Annotated in this window: 12 protein-coding genes and 2 pseudogenes; 8 read left to right on the top strand and 6 right to left on the bottom strand. The window is 64.7% G+C overall.

From position 1 onward, the window contains the following. From CFR80_RS13505 to hpnK, 5 genes and pseudogenes are all read left to right on the top strand, one after another. Positions 1-226: pseudogene (locus tag CFR80_RS13505) on the top strand (1-deoxy-D-xylulose-5-phosphate synthase); the annotation flags it as partial. Next, positions 223-885: an ABC transporter substrate-binding protein gene (locus tag CFR80_RS13510; protein WP_010515484.1), complete on the top strand. Its 663-nt coding sequence runs from the start codon at positions 223-225 to the stop codon at positions 883-885. The pseudogene CFR80_RS13505 and the gene CFR80_RS13510, both read left to right, overlap by 4 nt. A 63-nt stretch (positions 886-948) precedes the next feature. Further along, entirely contained in the window at positions 949-2,127 is a 1,179-nt protein-coding gene (gene hpnI, locus CFR80_RS13515) for a bacteriohopanetetrol glucosamine biosynthesis glycosyltransferase HpnI (RefSeq protein ID WP_010515486.1), read from the top strand. A gap of 105 nt (positions 2,128-2,232) precedes the next feature. Next, positions 2,233-3,657: a hopanoid biosynthesis associated radical SAM protein HpnJ gene (gene hpnJ, locus CFR80_RS13520; protein WP_026018636.1), complete on the top strand. Its 1,425-nt coding sequence runs from the start codon at positions 2,233-2,235 to the stop codon at positions 3,655-3,657. Positions 3,658-3,735: 78 nt separating this feature from the next. Then, the gene (gene hpnK, locus CFR80_RS13525) at positions 3,736-4,590 is read left to right on the top strand and encodes a hopanoid biosynthesis-associated protein HpnK (RefSeq protein WP_010515488.1); all 855 of its coding nucleotides are present in this window, start codon (positions 3,736-3,738) and stop codon (positions 4,588-4,590) included. Positions 4,591-4,616: 26 nt separating this feature from the next. On the opposite strand, the gene trxA is transcribed toward hpnK, so the two are convergent. The 5 genes from trxA to tsaE all read right to left on the bottom strand — a co-directional run bounded on the left by trxA (position 4,617) and on the right by tsaE (position 12,881). Beyond that, entirely contained in the window at positions 4,617-4,946 is a 330-nt protein-coding gene (trxA, locus tag CFR80_RS13530; protein WP_010515489.1) for a thioredoxin TrxA, read from the bottom strand. Between the two features lie 72 nt (positions 4,947-5,018). Continuing rightward, positions 5,019-8,612 carry a double-strand break repair helicase AddA gene (addA, locus tag CFR80_RS13535; RefSeq protein ID WP_110507527.1) on the bottom strand — a complete coding sequence of 1,198 codons (3,594 nt, stop codon included), beginning with the start codon at positions 8,610-8,612 and terminating at the stop codon, positions 5,019-5,021. Next, positions 8,609-11,659 carry a double-strand break repair protein AddB gene (addB, locus tag CFR80_RS13540; RefSeq protein WP_010515493.1) on the bottom strand — a complete coding sequence of 1,017 codons (3,051 nt, stop codon included), beginning with the start codon at positions 11,657-11,659 and terminating at the stop codon, positions 8,609-8,611. Before addB ends, addA begins: the two co-directional genes overlap by 4 nt. Beyond that, positions 11,656-12,417, bottom strand: a complete 762-nt coding sequence (locus CFR80_RS13545; RefSeq protein WP_110507528.1) for a nucleotidyltransferase family protein — start codon at positions 12,415-12,417, stop codon at positions 11,656-11,658. Before CFR80_RS13545 ends, addB begins: the two co-directional genes overlap by 4 nt. After that, positions 12,417-12,881, bottom strand: a complete 465-nt coding sequence (tsaE, locus tag CFR80_RS13550) for a tRNA (adenosine(37)-N6)-threonylcarbamoyltransferase complex ATPase subunit type 1 TsaE (protein ID WP_010515495.1) — start codon at positions 12,879-12,881, stop codon at positions 12,417-12,419. Before tsaE ends, CFR80_RS13545 begins: the two co-directional genes overlap by 1 nt. 191 nt (positions 12,882-13,072) lie before the next feature. On the opposite strand from tsaE, the gene CFR80_RS13555 reads away from it, so the two are divergent. Continuing rightward, positions 13,073-14,098, top strand: a complete 1,026-nt coding sequence (locus CFR80_RS13555) for an NAD(P)/FAD-dependent oxidoreductase (RefSeq protein ID WP_010515496.1) — start codon at positions 13,073-13,075, stop codon at positions 14,096-14,098. 96 nt (positions 14,099-14,194) lie between these two features. Then, positions 14,195-15,460 (top strand): D-amino acid dehydrogenase, encoded by a 1,266-nt coding sequence (locus tag CFR80_RS13560; RefSeq protein ID WP_029329621.1) that lies wholly within the window; start codon positions 14,195-14,197, stop codon positions 15,458-15,460. 241 nt (positions 15,461-15,701) lie between these two features. On the opposite strand, the gene CFR80_RS13565 is transcribed toward CFR80_RS13560, so the two are convergent. Next, positions 15,702-15,977: a hypothetical protein gene (locus CFR80_RS13565; RefSeq protein WP_010515498.1), complete on the bottom strand. Its 276-nt coding sequence runs from the start codon at positions 15,975-15,977 to the stop codon at positions 15,702-15,704. A 220-nt stretch (positions 15,978-16,197) separates the two neighbouring features. Between CFR80_RS13565 and CFR80_RS13570 the strand changes: the two are divergent. Further along, a pseudogene (locus CFR80_RS13570) lies at positions 16,198-16,357 on the top strand (IS5/IS1182 family transposase); the annotation flags it as partial.

Raw genomic sequence — 16,357 nt, forward strand, 5'->3', positions numbered from 1 at the left:
CAGCTATGTCATGACCCATCTGGCCAAAACCGGCCTGCTGGACCGCGTGCGCTTCCGCCCCATGACCCTGCCCGACCGCTTCATCGATCACAACACCCAGGCCGCGCAGTACCATGAGGCCGGGCTGGATGCCGCGGCCATCACCAATACCGCCCTTGAGGCGCTGGGTGTCGGAATCAGCATGACGCAGCCCTTGCTAAAGACAGCAAACGGACCGAAATCATGAACATTATGAAACATGTCCTGAAAACCACCTCGCTGGCGCTGTGCGCCGGACTGATGGCGGCACCGGTCGTCCCTGCCGTCCTCCCCATTCATGCAGCCCATGCGGCCAGCGCATCCGATGCGCAGGTGCAGGAGCCGATCAAGAGCCTGTATGCGGCGCTGGAGCGCGTGCAGGCCAAGGGAAGCGGCTCGTTCGAGCAGCGTTCGCAGATGCTGGCCCCGGCGATCGACCACGCCTACAACATCGAGGCCGTGCTCGCATCCTCCATCGGGCCACGTTACGCGGGCCTGAGCGATGACCAGAAGCAGACCCTGCTGACCACATTCCGGCAGTTCACCATCGCCCGGTATGTGTCCAGCTTCAAACCCGGCAGTGATGCGCGCTTCACCATCGACCCGACCGTAACCCCTTCACCCGCCGGCAATGACCGTATTGTTGTAACACACATCGGATCGTCCGATGACCCAAGCGGGACCGAAATCAACTACGTCATGCGCTCCGGCCCGAAAGGCTGGCAGATCGTTGATGTACTGCTGAACGCCCACATAAGCCAGGTCGCCGCCCAGCGCGCCGATTTCAGTTCCGCACTGTCGGGTGGCAATGTGCAGAAACTGACGAATCTGCTACAGAAAAAAATCAAAACGTTCTCGGAAGAGTGATATTACACTTACCTGACGCCGTTTTCTAACTTGCTCCATACGCGGGACCTTGCCGGAAAGATAATGTCTGTTTTCAACGCTCTTGTTTCACCCGCCGGACTGGCCGCAACCGTTGCGGCCGCCGGGTGCATGCAGGCAGCGCTTGGCACTTTTCTGGTCTCGCGTTTCCGGTGGCAGGAAAAACGCGTGGACCGGGCAGTGCCCATGCCTCCGGTCTCCGTGCTCAAGCCCCTCCACGGCGATGAACCGCTGCTGGAGGAAGCGCTTGAAAGCTTCTGCACGCAGGACTACCCTCAGATGCAGATCGTCTTTGGCGTACAGTCCGAAGACGATGCGGCGATTCCAATCGTACACCGTCTGATGGAACGCCACCCGGACGTGAACATGGAACTGGTGGTTGACCCCACCTTTCACGGCGTCAACCGCAAGATCGGCAACCTGATCAACATCATGACCCGCGTAAAACATGATGTTCTGGTCATTTCCGATTCGGATATTCACGTCGCCCCCGATTACCTGCGGCATGTGGTGGGCGCGCTGGTGCCGTCCAATGTCGGGCTGGTCACCACGTTGTATGCCGGGCTTCCGGCATCCCCCACCGTGCCGCGCCTGCTGGCCGCATGCCAGATCAACCACAATTTCCTGCCCGGCGTCATGCTGTCGCGCTACCTCGGCCGGCAGGACTGCCTGGGCGCAACCATGGCGCTGCGGCGGTCCATGCTGGAAGACATTGGCGGACTGGAAGCACTGGTGCCCCATGTGGCCGATGATGCGATCCTGGGCCGCTACGTACGCGACCGTGGCAAGGATATCGCCATTGCCGCGTGCATGACATGGACCACAGTGGGCGAGACCTCGATGCGCGAGGTACTGGCGCATGAACTGCGCTGGGGCCGGACCGTCAAGACGCTGGAACCGGCGGGATACGCTGCATCCGCCATCCAGCTGCCCCTGTTCTGGGCCACTGTGGCGGTGCTTGTCGCACCGCATGCGGCCTGGACATGGTTTTTCTTTCTTGGTGCATGGGGATGGCGGGCCGTGTGTTCCTTCATCCTGGACCGGACGCTGGCGCAACGCAGCCTGCTGCCGTTACTGCTCCTGCCACTGCGTGACTGGCTCTCGGCCGCCATCATGGTGGGCAGTGTCACGGGCACGCGGGTTGCATGGCGCGGGCAGACGATGCATGTCACGCCACATTCGGTCATGACACCACGATCGCAGCCGGCTTCCCCCGGTGACTGACCCGCCCCCAGCAGGCTGAACTGCTTGAGAATTCCACCCCTGTAGTCAATAAGAACGGGTATAAGGGAACCCTCTTCCCCGCCAGAGCCCGAGGATACGCGTAGCATGATGAAAACCCTGTTTCTCCAGCCGCCTTCGTTTGACGGATTCGACGGTGGGGCCGGTTCCCGCTATCAGGCCAAGCGGGAAATCAAGTCGTTCTGGTATCCGACGTGGCTGGCGCAGCCTGCCGCCATGGTCGAAGGCAGCCGCCTGATCGATGCGCCGCCCGCACGCATGGGCATGGAGCCGATCCTGGAAGACGTGCGCAACCGTGATCTGGTCGTCATGCACACCTCCACCCCGTCCTTTGCATCCGATGTGCGCGTAGCCCAGATGCTCAAGGACGCGAACCCGAAGGTGAAGATCGGCATGGTCGGCGCCAAGGTGGCCGTGCAGCCCGAGGAAAGCCTGCTGAACGCCCCGCCGGTCGATTTCGTGGCCCGTAACGAATTCGACTTCACCATCAAGGAAATGGCGGAAGGCCGCGACTGGAAGGATGTCGATGGCATTTCTTGGCGCGATGCGGATGGCAAGATCGTCCATAACCGCGACCGCGCCATGATCGAGGACATGGACAGCCTGCCGTTCGTGACCGAGGTGTACAAGCGTGACCTGAAGATCGAGGATTACTTCATCGGGTACCTGATGCACCCGTACATCTCAATCTATACCGGCCGTGGTTGCAAGTCGCGCTGCACCTTCTGCCTGTGGCCGCAGACGGTGGGTGGCCATCACTACCGCACCCGCAGCCCCGAGCACGTGGCTGCCGAAATCCGCCTGGCGAAGCAGTATTTCCCGCAGGTGAAGGAATTCTTCTTCGACGACGACACCTTCACCGATGACCTGCCGCGCGCCGAAGCGATCGCCAAGGAACTGGGCAAGCTGGGTGTGACGTGGTCGTGCAATGCGAAGGCCAATGTGCCCCGCAAGACGCTGGAAGTGCTGAAGGCCAATGGCCTGCGCCTGCTGCTGGTCGGTTACGAAAGCGGCAACCAGCAGATCCTGCACAACATCAAGAAGGGCATGCGCGTCGAGACGGCGCGTGAGTTCACCAAGAACTGCCACGAACTGGGAATCAAGATCCACGGCACCTTCATCCTCGGCCTGCCGGGCGAAACGAAGGAAACCATTCAGGAAACCATCAAGTTCGCCACCGAGATCAACCCGCACACGCTGCAGGTTTCGCTGGCTGCGCCATATCCCGGCACGTTCCTGCACAAGCAGGCAACCGAGAACGGCTGGCTGGATGAAAAGAACGCCGAACTGATCGACGATAACGGCGTGCAGATCGCACCGCTGCACTACCCGCATCTATCGCACACGGAAATCTTCCAGAGCGTGGAGGAATTCTACCGGAAGTTCTATTTCCGCGCGCCCAAGATCGCCTCGATCGTGAACGAGATGGTCCGTAGCCCGCAGATGATGAAGCGCCGCCTGCGCGAAGGGGTGGAGTTCTTCCAGTTCCTGCGCGAACGCCGCGCCGCCTGATCGGGCTGCCTGCGATTACCCCATGCCGGGACCTTCGGGTTCCGGCATTTCCTTTGTCATGCCACCCGGTTTCCCATCATGAAGCGCGTCATCATATCCGCCGATGATTTCGGCCTGTCCGAAGAAGTGAACGAGGCGATCGAGATCGCCCATCGGGACGGATTGCTGTCGACTGCCAGCCTTATGGTATCCGGCCCTGCGGCGGCCGACGCCGTGCGCCGTGCAAAAAAGCTGCCGGACCTGCGCGTGGGGCTGCATCTGGTCGCGATCGAGGGACCGGCAACCCTGCCGCCTGCCGATATCCCGCTGCTGGTGCCGCAGGACGGGCAGTTCCCGTCTGACCAGCTGAAGCTGGGGATAGAGTATTTTTTCCGCCCTGCCGTGCGCCGGGAACTGGCTGCCGAGATCGAAGCCCAGTTTCGCGCCTTTGCCGCGACCGGTCTTGCGCTGGACCACGCGAATGCGCACAAGCACATGCACCTGCACCCCACCGTGGGTCGGTACATGATCGAAAGTGGACTGCGCCACGGGCTGCGCGCGATCCGCGTGCCGCTGGAACCGCCCGAGCCGCTTTATGCCGCCGGCACCTATACAGATACGCTGGGGGATGCGGCACTCCGCCGCTGGACCGGCCTGCTGCGCCATCAGGCGCACAAGGCGGGACTGGTCACGAATGACTGGTGTTTCGGGCTGGCGTGGAGCGGCCACATGACGACCGACCGCGTCTCCGCCCTTGCGGCACACCTGCCGGACGGCCTGTCGGAAATCTATTTCCACCCGGCCACGGCAAAGAACAAACTATTGCAGAAGCTCATGCCCACCTATGAGCACGAGGCGGAATTCCGCACGCTATGCGCGCCCGGTTTCCGCTCCGGCCTCGCCCATTCGGGGACCGTGCCCACCACATGGACGGATGTGGCCCGCGCTTCATAACGGGCCACGCCTGACAGCCGGACAGGTCAGCCGAGGTTGCTCTTGACCCATTCCTTGAGCTGGCTCTTGGGCAGGGCGCCGGTCTTGCTGGCAACCGGTGCACCGTCCTTGAACAGGATCAGCGTCGGGATGCCGCGCACGGCGTAATTGTTGGGCGTGTTGGGATTGTCGTCGATATTGACCTTGGCGACGGTCATCTTGCCCTTGAATTCCGCGCCGATTTCATCCAGCGCAGGGGCAATCATCTTGCACGGGCCGCACCATTCCGCCCAGAAATCGACCAGGACCGGCTCCTTGGAGTCCAGAACCTTCGTCTTGAACTGGTCATCGCTGACCGCAACCGTGTTTTCACTCATCACTCAAAACTCCTTCATGGCGGCCAGAACCGCCGCCCTGTCGTGCTGACATGGCCATGCCGACGCATGGGGTCAAGTCATCGCCTGACCCGCACCTGTCATGTCCGGCGCATACCGGTCCAGTAACGTAGCAGGCAGGATGTCAACGCGCACGCCCTCCGTCCAGACCAGGGCGCACACCACCTGCCTGCCGGGATAGACCCCACGCAACAGGGCGCGGTAGGCCGCCATCTGCCGCAGGTACAGCACCGGCGTTCTGTCAACGTCTGCCGGGGGGGTACGGTTTGTCTTGAAATCGCACACCGTTACCGTATCCGCGCCGACCGCCATGCGGTCCACCTGTCCCACGATCACCTGCTGGCCCACGATACCGGCCAGTGGCTGTTCCGCCCGGCTGCCGGGGGCAAACAGGGCGGCAAGACGGGGCATGTCCATGACGGCAAGGACCTGCGTCACCAGTTCTTCGCACTGCCCGGTATCCAGCCCCGCCGCCGGGCGCGACAGCCATGACCAGGCGAGTTCCGCCCGTTCGTCCTCCGGGCAATCGGGCAGATATTGCAACAGGGCGTGTACAAGCTGCCCGCGTTGCAGGGCACGGGCGCGCTGACCCGCCGGATCAGCCCGATCGCGCATGGTGCTGGCGGATGCCAGTGGCGACCGCACGGCAGGCTGCGGGCCAAGGGCGACATCATCGGGACGGCTGGGCGCCAGCGGCCGGGCCAGCGGCCCTTCCGTGACCGGCATGACGGGCCGCCACTGCGGGGCATGGCCCATCCATGCAGGCAGGTCATGCGCCGGTGCGACTGCAACTTGTTCCTGACCGGCGCGCGCTGCCTGCGCGGGCGGGACCGTGCGCGCTTCCTCCAGCACAAGGCTGTTCCCTTCCCAGCCAAGGTCAAAGGGCCGGGCGGTGGCGCCAGCGCTTTCAAACCCCTGCCGACACAGGTCATACCAGCAGCCATCAGGCACGCCGCGCCGGGGTTCCCACCCGCAGATCACCAGCCTGTCGCTTGCCCGGGTCAGGGCGACATACAGCAGACGGTTATATTCCTCCGCCGCTTCACGGCGTATCTTCTCCTGCACGGACGCCGTCACATCCGTGGCCAGTTCACGCCGTGGCACCCATATCGGGATATCGAGTCCCGTGACGGAATCGGTTTCCCACAGGATGTTGGTATCGGAACGGGGCGTTGCGATCGTATCGGGCAGGATGACAAGACGCGCCTGCAGCCCCTTCGCCCCATGCGCCGTCATGACACGCACCATGTTGGCCGATGCATCTGGTTCATGCCGCACGGTTTCATCCGAGGCATGCAGCCAGTGCAGGAATCCCTGCAGGGAAATGGCGTGCGCTTCCTCAAACCGCAATGCCGCGGACAGCAGTTCGTCAACCGGTTCCACCGCTTCCGGCCCGAGGCGGGCCAGCAGCCGGGCACGTCCCCCCAGCGGGCCAAGGGCTTCGGCCAGAAGCTGGTACGGCGTTGCATAATCGACCTGCCGGAACAGGGTATTGAGGATATGCCATGCCGCCGACCAGTCAGGCCGTTCCGCATGGCGCATGCGCAGCACCGCCCATAGCGGCTGCCCATCACGCCCCGTCGCGAGGTGCATGAGCGAGTCGTCATCCAGCCCCCCGATCGGGGATGTCAGCACGCAGGCCAGCGTCAGGTCATCCTGCGGCAGCAGGAGCGCCGCGCACAGCGCCATCAGGTCCTGCACCGCAAGCTGGTCGGTCAGAACGGTGCGCACCAGTGTCGCCACCGGCACATCATTGCTTTTCAGCGCCCGGATCAACGCGCGCGCGAAGGCGGAGCGACGGGGCACGAGGATCAGTACATCACCGGGTGCCAGCGGCGCTTCCCCCTGTGCGGGCGGCGTACCCAGCTGTCGGGCGATCCAGGCCGCCAATGTATCGGCCAGACGCTGCTGGGCCGTGGACTGCCCGGCATTGTGGGTGGGGGCCATCCACGGGCTTATGTCCGTCTCATCAGGTTCCACTGGCACGGGGGGCCATATTTCCACGCATCCCCCCTGCCCCGGCCGCGCGGTGACATGGGCGGGAATGGTGCCATCCGGTTCCACCACGCCCCGGGCGGCGGCGGGATTGGCGAACACGCTGTCCACCAGTTTCAGCACGGGCGCGGTGGAGCGGAAGGAAACGGTCAGCGCCGGTTCGCGCCATATGGCCCGTGCGGCGGCGGCGCTGCGGCGGAACCGCTGCCGCCATGCGCGAAAGGCTTCCGGGTCGGCGCCCTGAAAGGAATAGATCGACTGCTTGTAATCCCCTACCGCGAAAATGGTACGGGGACAGCCGTCATCATCATGCGTGCCTTCACCGGCAAAGAATTCCGATGTCAGGCCACCGGCAATGGCCCACTGGTCGGGCGATGTATCCTGCACCTCATCAAGCAGCAGGTGATCAATCCCGCCATCCAGCTTGTACAGCACCCATGCGGCACCGGGATCGTCCAGCAACTGCAGCGTACGGTCGATCAGGTCATCATAATCGACCATGCCCTGCGCGTCCTTGCGCGTGGCGTAGCGTTCCAGCACCGGCTGGGCCACGGACAACAGGGCACAGGTCAGTTCAAACACCGTAATGGCGCGCAACTGCTGGTCAACGCCAATGACCCGCACGGCTTCCGCACCAAGACGGTCGGCCAGACCGGGACAGGCGGTATCCATCTTGGGATTGAGGCCGCCACGTTTGCGCGGCTCCCCTTTCTGCGTCAGCAGGCCACCCCGCCATGTGGACCAGTCCGCCGCGCGGACGGCCACATCCTGACCCAGCCATGCCAGCATGGCTTCCGCCTGCACCCGGACGCTGGCCGATCCTTCCCGCGCCACGCACCGTAGCCCGTCACGCAAAATGTCCTCATCGGGGATCGTGGCGCAGGCATTGCGCAAGACCTCGTCCACACTGCGCCCGCTTATGCCCAGCAGCCGCATGAGGGCCGATTCCACCCCGGCCCGATCCACCACCCAGCGGCGCGCCACCGGCAGCATGCGACGCGACTGGGCCTGCAGCCGGGAAATCAGTGCGGTAAAATCCCTCACCCCGATCTGTCCCGCCAGCATGGCGACGGCGGGACCACCCTGCCCCACCACATCCTCCACCGCCGCGCGCTGGGCCAGACGGGCATCGGTTTCCTCGATCAGGGTAAAATGCGGGCTGATCGCGGCTTCCACCGGGAAACGCCGCAGCAGCGACTGGCAGAAGGCATGGATGGTGCCAATGCGCATGCCACCGGGAAGGTCCAGCACGCGGGCGAACAGTTCGCGCGCCACGCGGCGGGTTTCTTCCCCCGCCGGCACGGACAGGCGGTCAAGCTCACGGTCCAGATCCGCATCGGGCAGCATGACCCACTGGCCCAGGCGGTTCTGCAAACGGATGGACATTTCCGCTGCTGCCGCCTTGGTAAAGGTCAGGCACAGGATACGGGCGGGATCGCTGCCGGGTACCCGCGTCATGACGCCATCGCGGTCGGGCACGTCACGCGGCAGCATGAGGCGTAGCAGCCGGTCAATCAGCAGCTTGGTCTTGCCACTGCCGGCAGAGGCGGAAACAAATACCGATGCCTGGGGGTCGGATGCTTCCGCCTGGCTGCGATTGGCGATGTCAATGGCGGACGCCATGCCGTCACCCTTCATCATGGCCCTGTTCATCCGCCAGTCTCCTCACGCGCGGCACTCCATTCCGCCACGCGGGCCAGATGGGCGTAATCGGCAAAACGGGGTTCCTCGCCGGGGAAGGGATGGGACAGATAAGGCTGGTCAGGATTGTCGTAGGCCGTAACCAGGTCGCGCAGCCCCCTCCTGCAGCCCGCGATCAGTTCCGCCAGTTCCGTGCCCCGCGCCACGTCCAGTACCTGTGCGGGGACATGCCCGCCGGTCAGGCGCCAGTATACCAGTTCCGCCACCGTGCCCGCGACGGGGGGCGGAAACCCGCCACATTCGATCATCGCCGCCTCCAGCACCAGCTGCGACTGCCAGCCTTCCATCACGCTGCGCCGGGTGGGCAGCGTGCCGGTCTTGTAGTCAAACAGGCTCAGGCTGCCGTCGCCATGCAGGTCGATCCGGTCCGCACGCCCCCGCAGGGTAAACGGACCACCGGGCAGATCCTCCAGCCGCATCTGACCCGCCAGTTCCGTCAGCACGGTTCGGGGACCGCCAGTGGCGCGGCGCGTTTCCTCGGCCTGCGCGCACCACGTGGCGATGCGTTCCAGCCGGGGCGCCCACCATGCCGCAAGGGCGGGACGCAGGGCCGCCTCACGCAGCACATCGGCAAAGACGTCGCACATGCGGGCGGCACCATCATGGGGCCAGTCAGCGGGATGGGCACGGAACCAGCGGTCCAGCGCGGCATGCACGATCTGCCCGTAATCGGCGGCATCGGCCAGCTCCTCCAGATCCGCAAGCGGGCACAGCCGGAGAATACGCCGCGCGTAAATGGCGTAGGGGTCGCGCATCCATGTTTCGATTTCCGTCACCGACAGGCTGCGCGGGCGCAGGCCCACCGCCGGACGCGGCCGTGGCGGGGCAACAGGCACCGCCGCGCCGACCGGACGGTCCAGGCTGTCCAGCCAGCGCAGCGCCGGGTGCGTGGGCAGGCCGTGTCCATGCCCCGCCAGATAGGCATCCAGCCGCACCAGCCACCGCGCGGGCACCGTTGGCGCACCCTGCCGCCGGGCCGCAAGCGACAGCACCACATCGGGGGCGGCACAGGCACAGGACACGAAATCATGCGCGGCCTGACCAATGGCCCATTCGGGTGATGGCAGGCCGACACGCGTGCGCATGGGGCGGCTCATCCACGGGCCGGGATCGGTCGCGGGTGGCCAGACGGTTTCGACCAGACCACCCAGCACGATGGTATCCGCCGTCTGCAGCCGGGCTTCCAGCAGCCCCCAGATGAACACGCGCGGATGCACCGCCGTCCCCTCACGCCCACGCACGGCGCGCCTTCCCTGCACCGTCATGCCCGCAAGGGACGAGGCCAGCAGCCCGTCCAGCGCGCCCAGACGCGCATCGGGCAGGACATCGCACCATGCCAGCATTGCACTCATATGCTGGCCCAGCGCATTCCCTTCCTCGCCTGCCCACAGCCGGTCCGCGCCATCCATGGTGTCGGTCGCAGCCAGCGCCTGCGCGGTTTCAACCAGTGCCGCCAGCAGGACGGATACCGGCACCAGCGTGCTGCCGGGCAGGGCCAGCAGGGGGCCAAAGGCGGTTTCCAGACGGTTAAGGAAGGCGTTTATTTCCTCCGGCGCATCCGGGGCGTCGGCCAGCGCGCCATGCGGGTCATCTGCCGCGCGCACCAGTGCGCGGCGCAACCCTGCGATACCCGGCGGCGGTGCCGGCCCACGCAGCACAAGACGTTCAAGCTGCCGCGCACTGGCGCGGCAGTTGCCCGGCGACAGCCCGCACGCCGCCAGCGGATGCTTGATGACGGACAGCAGGGCCACCGGCGACAGGCCGCCATCCACCGCCTGCACGATCAGCCGCAGAAAGGCGGTCTGTGGTATGGTCAGCAGGCTTTCGCCCGCGCTGTCATCGGCAATGACGCCCCAGCGCACCAGTTCCGTCGCCACCCGTCCGGCCAGCGCCCGGTCGGGGGTGACAAGGGCTGCCCGTTGGCCCGGCTGTTCCAGCACCTGCCGCAGCACCATGGCGATGGCGGCGGCTTCTTCCTGCTGGTCGGCGCTGCGCAGGACCGACAGGCCATCGGCCGCAACCGGGGCGTCGGGCGCGCGCCAGCGGTCCAGCGCATGGGCGGGCAGCAATGCGCGGGCCAGCAGGCTGGCGCGGGAGACGGGACTGCTGGCCACATCCCCATCGGCAATGGTGTCCCACCGTTCCATGCAGGCACGTTCCACACCCAGTTCGGCCAGCATATGCGCCGTGCCAGCCTGCGGATGGTCGGGCGGCAGGCGCTGCCAGACATCATCGGCACAGTCCATGTCCACGCCGGGCAGCACCAGCAGTCCGTCGGGCAGGGACAGCACGGCCCGCAGCATGGCGATGGTGGAGGGCACGGCATCGGAAAAACCCGCGGCCCAGATGGGGTAACCTGCTGGTGGCGGCGTCTCCATCCACCGCGCGGCCTGCGCGTGCAGCAGGCCGGTCTGGCGGGCGACGGGATTCATCACCCCCTGTTCCGCCAGCCATGCGGGCCACACACTGGTCACGATGGACAGGAATTTCAACGTCTGGTGCCAGTGCTGGGCAAAGTCACCTTCCGCCGCATGGGGCAGGCGTTCGCACAGGTCGCATTCCGCCCATTCCGCCTCATCCATCAGGTCCGCCAGCGCGCGCGCCAGCGGCCATGCCTGATCCACGCCCTGCACATCGCCAAACGCCCTGCCCGCCTGCATGACCAGCAGCGTCAGCGTCGCCAGCCGCCGCACGGGGTCCACCGCGGGCGGCAGGTCCAGCGCACTGCACCCCGACAGTGCCAGCGATGCCTCGTCCAGCGCCGCGATGGGCGCAATGCGGGGCAGCAGGATGGGACGGCCATCAACCTGACGGACAAAGGCTTCGGTCAACGCACGGGCGGCGCGGCGACTGGGCAGCAGGATCAGGCCATTGCCGCAGGCCTGTGCATCATGGCCAGCCTGTTCCAGCCAGCGGGCGGCGATCTGGTCGACAAACGGCACATGGGACGGCACGACTGCCGCCCGCCCCCGCACACAGGCAGTCGTAGGCCCGGTCATATATCGTTATCCGAATCCGGGTTCAGGGCGGAATGCAGCACGCGTTCCGCCGCATGTATGTCGGCGGGACGGGACAGATGGAACCACAGCGAATCGTGCACGATCACCCCCAGCCTGCCTGCCTCCATCGCGCGGTCCCACAGCCTGTTCATGCTGAACCCACCTTCCGGCGCGCCATCAAACAGGGCGGGAGAGACGATCTGCACGCCCGTAAAGACATAGGGCGTGATTTCCCCCGCGCGCGGGCGGCGGGGCATGCCATGCGCGTTCACCGCGAAATCCCCATTGCCCACTTCCCCCACTGCGCGCGTCATGGCGCCCAGCAGCAGCATGGCGTCCATGCGATCAGGTTCAAACGCGGCAGCCAGCCGGCGCAGCGCGGGCACAGGACCATTGAGCCACATGGCATCGCCATTGAGCAGGAAGAACGCCCCCGGTCCCAGCCGCCCCGCCCGCAGGGCGGCGGCGGCACTGCCCCCGGTTTCCAGCAGGGTGGGTTCGGGCTGTTCAATGGTCAGCGGCCCACGGCCTGCTGCACGCCGCGCGGCAAGGGCGGCGTGAATGTCATCAGGCCGCCAGTGGGCATTGACCACCACCTGCTGCACGCCACAGGCCTCCAGCCGGTCCAGCACGTGATCCAGAATGGGCTGTCCCGCCACGCGCAGAAGCGGCTTGGGCACCGATTCGCTCAGCGGCCGCATCCGCCGTCCCATACCCGCTGCGAAAACCATGGCGGTATGTGGCATGTTCACGCCCATTATGCCTCTCCTGCCCCGAAAGCGGCTGATTGCGCCAGTCGCGTATCCCATCCTTCCAGCCGGGCGATACGCCCGCCCGCCGCATCCGGCGCAAGGGTGATACGTAATGCATCAGGCGGGGTCAGCCCCCCAAGACGCTGCGGCCATTCCACCACGACGATACCTTCGCGTGCATCGTCCCACCCCAGTTCATACAGGCCCTCCGGCCCGTCGAGGCGCCACAGGTCGAAATGCGCGACCTCGGCCACGGGGGCGTCATAGACCTGCACCAGCGTGTAGGACGGGCTTGGCACTTCCATGTCCCCATCGTCACACAGGCCGCGCAGCAGTGCACGCGCCAGCGTGGTCTTGCCTGCCCCCAGATCCCCCTCCAGCAGCACGCAGTCACCTGCACGCAGCACGTCGGCCAGCGCGTGGCCCAGCCGCGCAGTCGCCTGCGCATCGGGCAGGGAAATTTCACGCATGGATGATCCCGCCCCCTGCTTTTGCACGATTATATGTCATGAACCGATTGTGCCCCCCCATCGCGGCCACGCACAAGGGGCGACGGACAGGATGCACCAAAGCGCTTGCGCCAGCGCCGACAACAACGCAAAACCGTACGTAACATATGCCTACACACCCGATCACGGACCGCGGAACACCAGAACCTGACATGACCATGCCTTCCCCCACCCACACCACCGATGTCGCCATTATCGGCGCAGGCCCCGCGGGCCTGTTCGCCGCATTTGAATGCGGGATGCTCAAGCTTGGCTGCATCATCATCGATGCGCTGGATGAAATCGGCGGACAGTGCGCGGCGCTGTATCCGGAAAAACCGATTTATGACATTCCCGCCCACCCCGCGATCGAGGGTGGCGCACTGATTGATGCGCTCGACCGCCAGATCGCCCCGTTTGACGTGCCCCGCCTGCTGGGCCGCCGGGTGGAAAGCCTGGAAGGGACGCGCGGCGGTTTCCGGCTGGGCACTTCCAGCGGGGATGTCATCGCAGCGCATGCGGTCATCATTGCCGCGGGCGCGGGCGCGTTTGGACCCAACCGTCCCCCGCTGGACGGTCTGGCCGCGTTCGAGCAGACCGGTGGCGTGCAATATTTCGTCCGCCGCCGCGCCGATTTCGCGGACAGGGACGTACTGATCGCAGGCGGTGGCGATTCCGCGGTGGACTGGGCGCTGTCCCTGCGCGACGTCGCGCGCAGCGTGAAGCTGGTCCACCGGCGCGACCGCTTCCGCGCCGCCCCCGAAAGCCTGCGTCAGCTTGACGAAGCCGTGGCGCGTGGCGAAGTCGAGAAGATCATCGGCTACCAGCTGCATGGCCTGCATGGCGCGGACGGGCAGCTGGCTGGCGTGGACCTTGCAACGCTGGATGGCACGGTGCGGCACGTGGCGTGCGATCACCTGCTGCCCTTCTTCGGGCTGGCGACCGATCTCGGCCCGATCGCGCAGTGGGGGCTGGACACCATACGCGGCACCATTCCCGTCACCCCGTCCACCTGCGAAAGCAGCCTGCCCGGCATTTTCGCCGTGGGTGACGTCGCAACCTATCCCGGCAAGCTGAAGCTGATCCTGCAGGGCTTTACCGAAGGGGCGATGGCCGCCCATGCCATCCACCCCATCGTTCACCCCGACACGGCGCTGCATTTCGAGTATTCAACCAGCAAGGGCGTGCCGGCAGGCTGATTTCAGCCATCCGGTCCTGTCATAACAGAAACGGTTGACCATTCTTGCGTCGTGGCGCATCCCCGGTGTGTCGATGATGGAAGTAAGGATGAAACTGTGAAAGTGATCGTTCTGGGCGCCGGTGTGGTGGGCGTGACGACGGCATGGTACCTGGCAAAGGCCGGACATGAAGTCACGGTCGTTGACCGCCAGCCCGCTGCGGCCATGGAAACCTCCTTTGCCAATGCCGGACAGATTTCACCGGGGTTTTCCTCGCCCTGGGCGGAACCGGCCCTGCCGGTGAAGGTCCTGCGGTGGATGGCCAGCCGCCACGCGCCCATGGTGGTCCGCCCACGTATCGACTTCGCCATGATGCGCTGGATCGAGCAGCTTCTGGCCAACTGCAACATGCATGATTACGACATCAACAAGTCACGCATGCTGCGGATCGCACAATACAGCCGCGACTGCCTGGATGCCCTGCGCAAGGACACCGGCATCACCTATGATGATGGACAGCGTGGCCTGATCCAGCTTTTCCGTACGCAGAAACAGATTGACCATGCCGCCCGCGACATGGCCCTGCTGGATCAGGCGGGCATTGCCCACGAACTCCTCAGCCCGGATGAAATCACCCGGCATGAACCCGGCCTGTCGGAAAACCGGCACCTGTTCAGCGGCGGCCTGCGCCTGCCGGGTGACGAAACAGGCGACTGCCACATGTTCACCCAGCGCCTGGCGCAGAAGGCGGAACAGGAACTGGGCGTCACCTTCCATTATGAAACCACCATCGAGGCGCTTGACGCCTCGGCCACGGATATCTTTGGCGTCCGCACGTCCGCAGGTCGCATGACGGCGGATGCCTATGTCGTGTCCATGGGCAGTTATTCACCGCTGCTGTTGCGCCCGCTGGGCGTACATCTACCGGTCTATCCCACCAAGGGATATTCCCTGACGCTGCCGGTGACCGACGCGGCGCGCGCACCGCTATCCACCGTGTGTGACTCGACCCACAAGGTCTCCATCACCCGTCTGGGCGACCGGATCCGCATTGGCGGCACGGCGGAACTGACTGGCTACAACCTGCGCCTGAGCCGTGACCGGCGGGAACTGCTGGAACTGTCCTTCTCAGAACTGTTCGGTGCCAGCGGCGACCTGTCACAGGGGGCATACTGGACGGGCCTGCGCCCCAGCACGCCAGACGGCACGCCGGTCATCGGGCCTGCAGGACGTTTTTCCAACCTGTGGCTCAATACCGGCCATGGCACGCTGGGCTGGACCATGGCCTGCGGATCGGGTCGCGTGCTGTCCGACCGGATGAGCGGCAAACGCACCGAAATCCCCTGCCTGGACCTGTCCCTGGACCGTTACACCACGACCTGAAATATGGTTTTCAAATAACCAATTGATAAAAAAGATAGAAGTTTTGGGCGTCGCCTTTTTCCAAAAAGGCGGCGTTTTCTAGCGTCCTGTAGATTTACAGGATGTTTCATCTGCAGACTTTTTAAACGGTCTCCCGGCCTGCCCGGACGCCGCCCACAAAAAAAGCCCGGTTTGATAACCGGGCTTTTTCTTGGCTATTCCTGCCAGCATCATGAAGACACCAGCAGGAAAGCAGCAGTGATTACTGCGCCGCCGGAGCAGCCGGAGCCGCATCGGTGGATTCCGCCTTCTTCGCACCGTGGTGACGGCCGCTATGGTGACGGCTACCGTGATGCTTCGCCTTCTTGGCGCCAGCTTCAGCAGGGGCAGCGCCTTCAGCTGCGTCCGGTGCATGTTCCGGTGCAGAAACGGCCGGGGTGGTCGGTTCGGCAGGCGTCTGGGCCATGACGGGGGCGGCAACGCCCATGACGGCAACGGCGGACAGGGCGGCCAGGAAGCGACGGGGGGAAACGATCATATAAAAATACTCCAACAACTCAGGAATTCTGATCCTAATGCGTCTATCGGGCAACGAATCGGTACACCCGAGCCGACCCCCTTGCTGTAACATGCCGCAGAGGGATCGTCTCGGATTAAAATTCTTAAATTTATTAGGAATGTCTTAGAGCCCGATCCGAAAGTTTTTGAACAATACCAGTCTGTTGTGATTCATCCGTCTTTACGAAGAGATGGAGTGAATGATGACATGGACTGGTATTGCCCGACGTGAACATAGCCGGGAAGGACTGCGATATCCATCGGATATGATGGACGGGGAATGGGCTTTGATCGTGCCATTTGTGCCCCCTGCGAAACGGGGCGGTCGCCCTCGCACGACGGATATGCGCGAGGTGGTCA

It is taken from the genome of Komagataeibacter oboediens (assembly GCF_003207815.1).
GTDB classification, from domain to species: domain Bacteria; phylum Pseudomonadota; class Alphaproteobacteria; order Acetobacterales; family Acetobacteraceae; genus Komagataeibacter; species Komagataeibacter oboediens.

Bases quoted from the DNA above. Each gene is read 5' to 3' on its own strand.
- CFR80_RS13510 (WP_010515484.1), top strand. From the start codon at position 223: ATGAACATTATGAAACATGTCCTGAAAACCACCTCGCTGGCGCTGTGC.
- hpnI (WP_010515486.1), top strand. From the start codon at position 949: ATGTCTGTTTTCAACGCTCTTGTTTCACCCGCCGGACTGGCCGCAACC.
- hpnJ (WP_026018636.1), top strand. From the start codon at position 2,233: ATGATGAAAACCCTGTTTCTCCAGCCGCCTTCGTTTGACGGATTCGAC.
- hpnK (WP_010515488.1), top strand. From the start codon at position 3,736: ATGAAGCGCGTCATCATATCCGCCGATGATTTCGGCCTGTCCGAAGAA.
- trxA (WP_010515489.1), bottom strand. From the start codon at position 4,946: ATGAGTGAAAACACGGTTGCGGTCAGCGATGACCAGTTCAAGACGAAG.
- addA (WP_110507527.1), bottom strand. From the start codon at position 8,612: ATGAACAGGGCCATGATGAAGGGTGACGGCATGGCGTCCGCCATTGAC.
- addB (WP_010515493.1), bottom strand. From the start codon at position 11,659: ATGACCGGGCCTACGACTGCCTGTGTGCGGGGGCGGGCGGCAGTCGTG.
- CFR80_RS13545 (WP_110507528.1), bottom strand. From the start codon at position 12,417: ATGGGCGTGAACATGCCACATACCGCCATGGTTTTCGCAGCGGGTATG.
- tsaE (WP_010515495.1), bottom strand. From the start codon at position 12,881: ATGCGTGAAATTTCCCTGCCCGATGCGCAGGCGACTGCGCGGCTGGGC.
- CFR80_RS13555 (WP_010515496.1), top strand. From the start codon at position 13,073: ATGACCATGCCTTCCCCCACCCACACCACCGATGTCGCCATTATCGGC.
- CFR80_RS13565 (WP_010515498.1), bottom strand. From the start codon at position 15,977: ATGATCGTTTCCCCCCGTCGCTTCCTGGCCGCCCTGTCCGCCGTTGCC.